Source organism: Polaromonas sp. (genome assembly GCF_030682935.1).
Classification (GTDB): Bacteria; Pseudomonadota; Gammaproteobacteria; order Burkholderiales; family Burkholderiaceae_C; genus Polaromonas.
Genome location: NZ_JAUXNA010000267.1, coordinates 1 through 7,512, shown reverse-complemented (window position 1 = coordinate 7,512; position 7,512 = coordinate 1). Strand labels below are relative to the sequence as shown.

The 7,512-nt window shown below is 58.9% G+C and carries 9 protein-coding genes and 1 pseudogene; 7 read left to right on the top strand and 3 right to left on the bottom strand.

The window, feature by feature from the left end:
• Positions 1–285, top strand: a pseudogene (locus tag Q8K05_RS12205) (hypothetical protein); the annotation flags it as partial.
• A gap of 20 nt (positions 286–305) precedes the next feature.
• Here the strand turns inward: Q8K05_RS12205 and Q8K05_RS12200 are convergent.
• Complete coding sequence (locus Q8K05_RS12200) at positions 306–1,223, bottom strand: YicC/YloC family endoribonuclease (RefSeq protein ID WP_305246868.1); 918 nt, start codon at positions 1,221–1,223, stop codon at positions 306–308.
• Between the two features lie 66 nt (positions 1,224–1,289).
• Here Q8K05_RS12200 and Q8K05_RS12195 point away from each other — a divergent pair, with 66 nt between their 5' ends.
• From Q8K05_RS12195 to Q8K05_RS12170, 6 genes are all read left to right on the top strand, one after another.
• Positions 1,290–2,297 carry a serine/threonine-protein kinase gene (locus tag Q8K05_RS12195; RefSeq protein ID WP_305246867.1) on the top strand — a complete coding sequence of 336 codons (1,008 nt, stop codon included), beginning with the start codon at positions 1,290–1,292 and terminating at the stop codon, positions 2,295–2,297.
• Positions 2,294–3,196, top strand: a complete 903-nt coding sequence (locus Q8K05_RS12190) for a PP2C family serine/threonine-protein phosphatase (RefSeq protein ID WP_305246866.1) — start codon at positions 2,294–2,296, stop codon at positions 3,194–3,196. Before Q8K05_RS12195 ends, Q8K05_RS12190 begins: the two co-directional genes overlap by 4 nt.
• Positions 3,197–3,308: 112 nt before the next feature.
• Positions 3,309–4,037: a ribonuclease PH gene (rph, locus tag Q8K05_RS12185; RefSeq protein WP_305246865.1), complete on the top strand. Its 729-nt coding sequence runs from the start codon at positions 3,309–3,311 to the stop codon at positions 4,035–4,037.
• Positions 4,038–4,081: 44 nt separating this feature from the next.
• Positions 4,082–4,705, top strand: a complete 624-nt coding sequence (locus Q8K05_RS12180; RefSeq protein WP_305246864.1) for a non-canonical purine NTP pyrophosphatase — start codon at positions 4,082–4,084, stop codon at positions 4,703–4,705.
• Positions 4,706–4,708: 3 nt separating this feature from the next.
• On the top strand, positions 4,709–5,899 hold the full coding sequence (gene hemW, locus Q8K05_RS12175; RefSeq protein WP_305246863.1) for a radical SAM family heme chaperone HemW: 1,191 nt from the start codon (positions 4,709–4,711) through the stop codon (positions 5,897–5,899).
• A 16-nt stretch (positions 5,900–5,915) separates the two neighbouring features.
• Positions 5,916–6,140: a hypothetical protein gene (locus Q8K05_RS12170; RefSeq protein WP_305246862.1), complete on the top strand. Its 225-nt coding sequence runs from the start codon at positions 5,916–5,918 to the stop codon at positions 6,138–6,140.
• 47 nt (positions 6,141–6,187) lie between these two features.
• Here Q8K05_RS12170 and Q8K05_RS12165 read toward each other — a convergent pair whose 3' ends face one another.
• Positions 6,188–6,727: a hypothetical protein gene (locus Q8K05_RS12165; RefSeq protein ID WP_305246861.1), complete on the bottom strand. Its 540-nt coding sequence runs from the start codon at positions 6,725–6,727 to the stop codon at positions 6,188–6,190.
• Positions 6,727–7,419 carry a C39 family peptidase gene (locus Q8K05_RS12160; protein ID WP_305246860.1) on the bottom strand — a complete coding sequence of 231 codons (693 nt, stop codon included), beginning with the start codon at positions 7,417–7,419 and terminating at the stop codon, positions 6,727–6,729. The genes Q8K05_RS12165 and Q8K05_RS12160 overlap by 1 nt, the downstream gene beginning before the upstream one ends.
• Positions 7,420–7,512: the final 93 nt, after the last annotated feature.

Here is a 7,512-nt window from a genome sequence, read left to right as displayed (position 1 = left end):
CTCGCGGAGCCGGCGCCCTACGTGCTGCAAACCAGCCTCGACGATTTTTACGCTTCCTATCAGATCAACGCCACGACGCGGGCCTCGCGGCAGCAGGCCTCGATATATTCGGAACTGCATCAGCATATCCAGGACCGCTTCCATGCCGCCGGGATCGAAATCCTCTCGCCGCATTACGCCGCGGTGCGCGACGGGCAGGCCATCTCCATGCCGGCGGAAAGCCTGCCGGCCGATTATGTGGCGCCGCCTTTCCGGTTGAATCTGCGGCTGGACGAAAGCAGGTAAATGTGTGCTGTCCAAGAACCTTACTCCAAATTTTGCACCTGCTCGCGAATTTGCTCAATCAGCACTTTCATGTCCACGGAAATGTGCGTCAGTTCAAGGGATGCAGATTTGGAACCCAGTGTATTGGCTTCGCGGTGCAGCTCCTGGATCAGGAAATCGAGGCGCTTGCCCAACTCACCGCCGCTGGCGAGCAGGCGGTCAATCTCGTCGAGGTGCGAGGACAGGCGGGTTATTTCCTCGGCCACATCAATCCTGATGGCGAAGGCTGTGGCCTCGGTCAGCGCCCGATCCTGGGCTATTTCGGGCAGCGCTGTGCTGCTTCCCAAGGCCATGGCGTCTTTCCAGCGCTCCAGAAAGCGGGTTTTTTGCAGCTCAACCAGCTTGGGAACCATGGGTACGGCAAGCGCTGCCAGTGCGCGCAGCTGCGCTGTCCGGTCCAGCAGCATGGTCGCCAGCCGGGCGCCCTCGCGCTCGCGGGCAAACATCAGTTCTTTGAGCGCCATTTTGGCCAGTTTGACCAGCTCTTCGCTGTGATCGTGCGGCTTTTTGTCTTCGTTGGTCGCGAGTCTGAGAATATCGGCCACGCTGAGCGCAGCGGCCTGCGGCAACCATGACTTGATGCTGTCTTCCAGGGATCCCAGGCGCTGCAGGGTCGCAGGCGATGGCGCGCGCAGGCTGCTGGCCGATACGCTTTCAAGCGAGACGCGCACTTCGACCTTGCCTCGCTTGAGCTTGCCGACCAGCAATTCCCGCAGGGCGGGTTCCGTTTGCCGCAATTCATCGGGCAGGCGAAAAGTCAGGTCAAGAAAACGACTGTTCACGGAGCGTATTTCGACGCCGAGCCGGGAATTGGCGTCTTGGCGCGCTTCAGTTTCTGGGGCCGACTGCGCCGTGCTGGACTGCACGGTTGCATAACCCGTCATGCTGTAAACTGACATTTATTAATATGCTTTTCTAGAGAGAACAAGAGTTGGTGACATCGTCACCGTGGCTAGTTCCAAATTATGTCAAAGGTCAAACCCGCGTCACTGCCGCCCGATACCGTGATTGGTGGCTATCGCATTGTGCGAAAGCTTTCGGCTGGCGGGTTCGGTGTAGTTTACTTGGCCGTCGACAACGAAGGCCAGCAGGTCGCCATCAAGGAGTACCTGCCGTCTTCATTGGCCAGTCGTTTACCCGGTGAGCTATTGCCGCAAGTTCAGCCTGAAAAGCTCTCGCTGTACCGGCTGGGCCTCAAGAGTTTTTTTGAAGAGGGCCGTTCGCTTGCCCAGATTTCGCACAGTTCTGTGGTGAGCGTGCTGAATTTTTTTCGTGAAAACGAAACCGTCTACATGGTAATGAACTACCTGGAAGGCGGGACTTTGCAAGACTTCATCATCACAGCGCGCGAGTTGAAAAAACAGAAAGTTTTTCGCGAATCGACCATACGCTCGCTTTTTGATGAGATCCTGCGGGGGCTTCGTATCGTGCACCAGCACAAAATGCTGCACTTGGACATCAAGCCTGCCAACATCTTTGTCACCGACGACAACCGGGCCGTGATGATTGACTTTGGCGCGGCGCGCGAGGTGTTGAGCAAAGAGGGCAACTTCATCCGGCCCATGTACACCCCAGGCTTTGCGGCCCCTGAAATGTACCGGCGCGACTCTTCCATGGGCCCCTGGACCGATATTTATGCGATTGGCGCCTGTATTTACGCCAGCATGCAGGGCTATCCGCCCAATGATGCGCCGCAGCGCCTTGAAAAAGACCGCCTGTCCCTTGCACTGTCACGACTGCGCGGGGTTTATTCCGACAACCTGATTGAAGTCGTCGAGTGGTGTATGTCGCTGGACGCGCTATCTCGACCCCAATCGGTGTTTGCCTTGCAAAAAGAATTGAGCCGGGAAGGGGAGCGTCGGTACACCAAACTCACGGTTGGCGAGAAGGTTCGCCTGCAGTTTGACAACATCGTGTCTGATACGAAGAAAACCGCGCGTAAAGCCACGGGTATTGCGACGAAATTCAAATGAAATTCTCGGTCTTTCAGGTCAGCCGTCAAGGAGGACGGAAAAAAAATGAAGACCGCATGGGCTACTGCTACACCCGTGAGTCGGGCCTGTTTTTGCTGGCCGACGGCATGGGTGGTCATCCTGAGGGTGAAGTAGCGGCGCAGCTTGCGTTGCAGACCATCGCTGCGCTGTACCAGAAAGAAGCGCGTCCCGTCATTGACAATACGGCGGAATTCTTGTCGAGCGCGCTGATGGCTGCCCATCATCAAATTATTCGCTACGCCAGTGAAAAAGGCATGCTCGATACGCCCCGCACCACGCTGGTCGCAGTCATATTGCAGGGGCTCGGTGCCACGTGGGCGCATTGCGGAGACTCGCGACTGTATGTCGTACGCGATGGCGAATTGCTGACCCGTACACGGGACCATTCCTACCTGGAGCAGCAAAGTGCTGGCGCGAGCAGGCCCGCGCGCATCAACCGTAACATCCTCTTTACCTGCCTGGGCTCGCCCACCAAACCGGTTTTTGATGTCACTGGCCCGGTGGTCCTGCAGCAGGGTGACAAGCTGCTGCTGTGTTCTGACGGACTGTGGGGCACTCTGAGTGACGACGAAATTGTCCACCAGATGTCCAGCAAGAGCGTGTCTGAAGCGGTTCCCGACCTGGTTGAAAATGCATTGCGTGCCGGCGGGGCACAGAGTGACAACGTCACCGCGCTGGCCATGGAGTGGGAAACCCCGGATGCGTTTGAATCGACCCGCGGCGTGTCTACCGACAGCATCATGGACGGGGTGTTTGCTTCCACCATCCAGGCTGGCGTGCTTGACACGGAGGGCGATGATCTTGATGAGGCGACGATCGAGCGTTCCATCGCTGAAATCAACGCGGCCATACGCCGCTCGGCCGCAAGAAAAACCTGACATCGAGGTGTCCGGCTTCGGCGCGTGTGGCCACGGGCAGGCGCTGCCTGGTCTTGTTTTCCATTTTTGATTTTTCATTTGTCCGGCGTGCTTCGCCAGAAAGCCCATTACCATGAGTCAGTTTGAGAGAAGTGGCGCGCGCGCGCTGGATGCCCTGCGCCCGGTGCGAATTACCCGTCAATACACAGTGCACGCCGAAGGCTCGGTGCTGATCGAGTTTGGAGGCACCCGGGTGCTGTGTACGGCTTCGGTCGAGGAAAAAGTTCCTGGCCATAAAAAGGGCAGCGGGGAGGGTTGGGTCACGGCCGAATACGGCATGCTGCCGCGCGCAACGCACACGCGCAGTGACCGGGAAGCCGCCCGCGGTAAACAGAGCGGCCGCACCCAGGAAATCCAGCGGCTGATTGGCCGCTCCATGCGGGCCGTTTTTGACTTGAAAAAATTAGGTGAACGCACCATTTACCTCGACTGCGATGTGATTCAGGCCGATGGCGGCACCCGCACGGCCAGCATCACCGGCGCCTTTGTGGCCGCACAAGATGCCGTCAACCGGTTGCTGGCGGAGGGAAAACTCCTCGAAACGCCGATTCTGGGACATGTGGCCGCCATCTCGGTAGGTATTGTGCAGGGCACGCCTTTGCTCGATCTGGAGTACACCGAAGACGCCGCCTGTGACACCGACATGAATGTGGTCATGACCGGTGCCGGCCACTTTGTGGAAGTGCAGGGCACCGCAGAAGGCGCCGCTTTTTCGCGTCAGGAAATGGACGCCTTGCTCTTGCTGGCTGAAAAAGGCATTGCCGAGCTGGTGTCCCTGCAGAAGAACTCACTATTAAATTAATAGCTATCTATTCCCGAAATATAAGGGCTAGAGGCACTTTTGCTATGAAAATCGTACTTGCATCAAACAACCAGGGCAAGCTCGCTGAGCTGCAGGCCATGCTGGCACCGCTGGGCCTGGAACTGCTCAGCCAGGCCGCGCTGGGCATTCCTGAGGCCGAAGAGCCCTTTCGCACCTTTGTAGAAAATGCGCTGGCCAAAGCCCGCCACGCCTCCCGACTCAGCGGCTTGCCAGCGCTGGCCGACGACGCCGGCTTGTGCGTCGACGCTTTGGGGGGCCTGCCGGGCGTCGACACCGCGTTTTATGCCACCCAGTTTGGCTATGCCAAGGGCGACGACAACAACGTCAAGGCCTTGCTGGAACAAATGGCGCACCTGACGCAGCCTGACCAGCGCCGCGCGGCCCTGGTCAGCACGCTGGTGGCGGTTCGTTCTGCGGACGACCCGGAACCCTTGATCGCCTGCGGGCGGGTGGCGGGCGAAATTGCGCTGGCGCCCGTGGGCAGCAATGGCTTTGGTTTTGACCCGGTGATGTTCATTCCCGAGTTCGGCCAGACCTTTGCGCAGTTGCCTGTGAGCGTGAAAAATGCCCACAGCCACCGCGGCAAGGCGGCCCGCCAGATGATGGCGTTGATGCGTGAGCGCTGGCTGCCAGCCTTAAGCGAGTAAGCCATGACCCAGAAAGATATTCAACACTACATGCGCAGCGGCACGCTGCAGCTCGCGGCGCTGCCGCCGCTGTCGCTTTACGTGCATTTACCCTGGTGCCTCAAAAAGTGCCCTTATTGCGATTTCAACTCGCATGAGGTTTCCGGCGAGATGCCCGAGCAGCGCTACATTGATGCACTGGTGGCCGATCTCGAAGCGTCGCTGCCGCTGATCTGGGGCCGCCCGGTGCACAGCATCTTCATTGGCGGCGGCACGCCCAGCCTGTTTTCACCGCAAGCGATAGACCGTTTGCTGGGCGACATCCGTGCGCGGCTGCGGCTGGAGGCCGACTGCGAGATCACCCTTGAAGCCAACCCGGGTACGTTTGAAAAAGACCGCTTCAAGGCCTTTCGCGGCGCTGGCGTGACGCGCTTGTCCATCGGCGTGCAGAGTTTTGACGATAGCCACCTCAAGGCCCTTGGCCGTGTGCATGACCGCGCCCAGGCGATTGCGGCCGTTGAAGAAGCGGCGCAGGCGTTTGACACCTTTAACCTCGATATCATGTACGCGCTGCCCGGCCAGACACTGGAAAATCTGGCGCAGGACATGCGGCAAGCCCTGGCGCTGCAGCCGCCGCATATTTCTATTTACCACCTGACGATTGAGCCCAATACCTACTTTGCCAAATTTCCTCCGGTGATTCCCGAGGAGGACATGGCCTACGCCATGCTCGACAAGATCACGGAAATGACGGACGCTGCCGGGCTTGCGCGCTACGAAGTGTCGGCTTATGCCAAGCCGGGGCACCGCTGCTTTCATAACCTTAACTACTGGCAGTTTGGCGACTACCTCGGCATTGGCGCGGGTGCGCACAGCAAGCTCAGCTTTGCGCACCGGGTGGTCCGCCAGGTACGCTTGCGCGAGCCCAAACTCTATATGGAGAAGGCCTTGGCAGGCGACGCGGTGGCACAGGAAACCGAGGTGAGCCGCGCCGACTTGCCTTTTGAATTCATGCTCAATGCCTTGCGGCTGCGGGAGGGGTTCAAGCTGCAGGATTTTGCTGACAAGACGGGCCTGCCCTTGACCGCCATTCAGCAGGGGCTGCAAGAGGCCGAACGCAAGGGGCTGATAGAGCGCGACCTGGTCCGCATCAAGCCGAGCGAGCGCGGCTTTGATTTTTTAAACGACTTGCAATCACTTTTTTTATCGGATTGAGCAGCGGCAGGATTCAATGGAAACTTCGAACATCATTCTTTTGGTCATCAGCAGTGCCGTCAGCTTTGGGCTGGGACGAACGTTCATGCATTTTCGGGGGAAAAAGCGCAAAAAACAGGCGCAAGAACGCCAGGCTCAAGCCTTGCGGGACAAGCCTCTTGAAGCAGCGTCGAGCAACAAGAGCAAGCGAAAACGGCAGCTTCAGCAGCTTGAGAAAGAAAGCAGAAGCCAGAAGTCTTGAATCGTCTGAGACGCCTCTTTCGAGGCGCCAACGCGCGCTAATTTTTGCTAACGGTTTCCGATGGCGCTGGCAATGGCATCGTTGATGGTTGCCTGCAGGTTCAGGTTTCTCAGTGTGCCGAGGCCGTTGGTGCTCGCCTGTATCACTGTTTGGGTTCGGATGGCCTGGTTATTCAGCGTGTTCTGAATGTAGGTGGCCAGCGGAACGGTGATTGCAGCGGGATCGACCGAGTTGCCGGGACCGTTTTGCACGACCTGCGCCTGCGCGCCGAGCTGCTGGCTCAGTACCACCGCTTGTGCGGGCGTGAGCTTGGCCATGTCGCTCAGATGGAACGAGGTGGTGGTGACCAGTTGCTCGTTGATGTAGACCGTGCGGCTGATGCCGAAGGACACGACAAGACCTGCGCCCAAGTCGAAGCCGCCGCGCAACTGGTCCAGTGTGCTGTTGCTGGCAGCAAGCCATGCCGTCTCTTCTGGCGGCTGCTGGCTCTGTACCTGGCTGGCGCCGGCCACCAGCAAGGCGCACAGGCCAGCGACAGGCCAGCGTCTGCGCCTGGTTACAGCGAGCGGGTGCGGTAAGTCGTTCATCAGAAGTCTCCCGGTCCGTGCTTGGGCATCGTCACGCTGGAGAGGCCGTTCCGATTGACCCCGGCCGTCAGTGGCGCCTGGGGTGCGGCGCGCCAGTCGGCCGAAAGGTTAAAGCGTGCCGACTCCATGCGGTTGTGGACGACGAACAGCAGGCCGCCTTGCCAACTGGCTTCGAAATTTTGGCGCGACACGGCACGCGTACCGTTCGCCGGGTCGCCGATCAGCACCCGTTCGCCGCGAAGTCCCTTGACCACGACAAAATGCAGGTAGCCGTTCTCGTTGATCAGTACGATGGCGGGCACGCGTGCTTCAGCGAGCTTTTCCAGTGGCTGCTCAAAGCCATCCGCCTCAAAGCCCTGCGCCTTTAGAAACCGTTTCATGTCGAGCAGCGAAAACCCCTCGCGCTGGATTTTTGCCTGGTCGCCATGCTTGTACATGTGTTCAAAAACCGTGGCCTCGGACACCGGGTAGCCGTAATGCTGGGTCAGCAATGTCGCCACGGCGGCTGAACCGCAACTGAAATCGTATTGTTGCAACAGCGTTCCGGCCAGACGTTCCTGGCGAATGCTGGAGACAGGAACCACAACACCGCCGGCTATTGATGGCAGGTAAGCCTGCTCTGCGCTGGCCGGGGGAATAACCGTGGTCGCCATGACAAGGGTGAACGCCAGGGGCAGCTTGAAGCAGTGCATCATGCCCTCCGGTCAATTCATCTGCAGGTGCAGGATCACAGCGTTTTGAATCAGCACGTTGGCACCAGAGTTCTGGATCACCAACGGAAGGCC

Coding starts and splice junctions, on each gene's coding strand:
- Q8K05_RS12200 (WP_305246868.1), bottom strand. CDS start 1,223: ATGTCAGTTTACAGCATGACGGGTTATGCAACCGTGCAGTCCAGCACG.
- Q8K05_RS12195 (WP_305246867.1), top strand. CDS start 1,290: ATGTCAAAGGTCAAACCCGCGTCACTGCCGCCCGATACCGTGATTGGT.
- Q8K05_RS12190 (WP_305246866.1), top strand. CDS start 2,294: ATGAAATTCTCGGTCTTTCAGGTCAGCCGTCAAGGAGGACGGAAAAAA.
- rph (WP_305246865.1), top strand. CDS start 3,309: ATGAGTCAGTTTGAGAGAAGTGGCGCGCGCGCGCTGGATGCCCTGCGC.
- Q8K05_RS12180 (WP_305246864.1), top strand. CDS start 4,082: ATGAAAATCGTACTTGCATCAAACAACCAGGGCAAGCTCGCTGAGCTG.
- hemW (WP_305246863.1), top strand. CDS start 4,709: ATGACCCAGAAAGATATTCAACACTACATGCGCAGCGGCACGCTGCAG.
- Q8K05_RS12170 (WP_305246862.1), top strand. CDS start 5,916: ATGGAAACTTCGAACATCATTCTTTTGGTCATCAGCAGTGCCGTCAGC.
- Q8K05_RS12165 (WP_305246861.1), bottom strand. CDS start 6,727: ATGAACGACTTACCGCACCCGCTCGCTGTAACCAGGCGCAGACGCTGG.
- Q8K05_RS12160 (WP_305246860.1), bottom strand. CDS start 7,419: ATGCACTGCTTCAAGCTGCCCCTGGCGTTCACCCTTGTCATGGCGACC.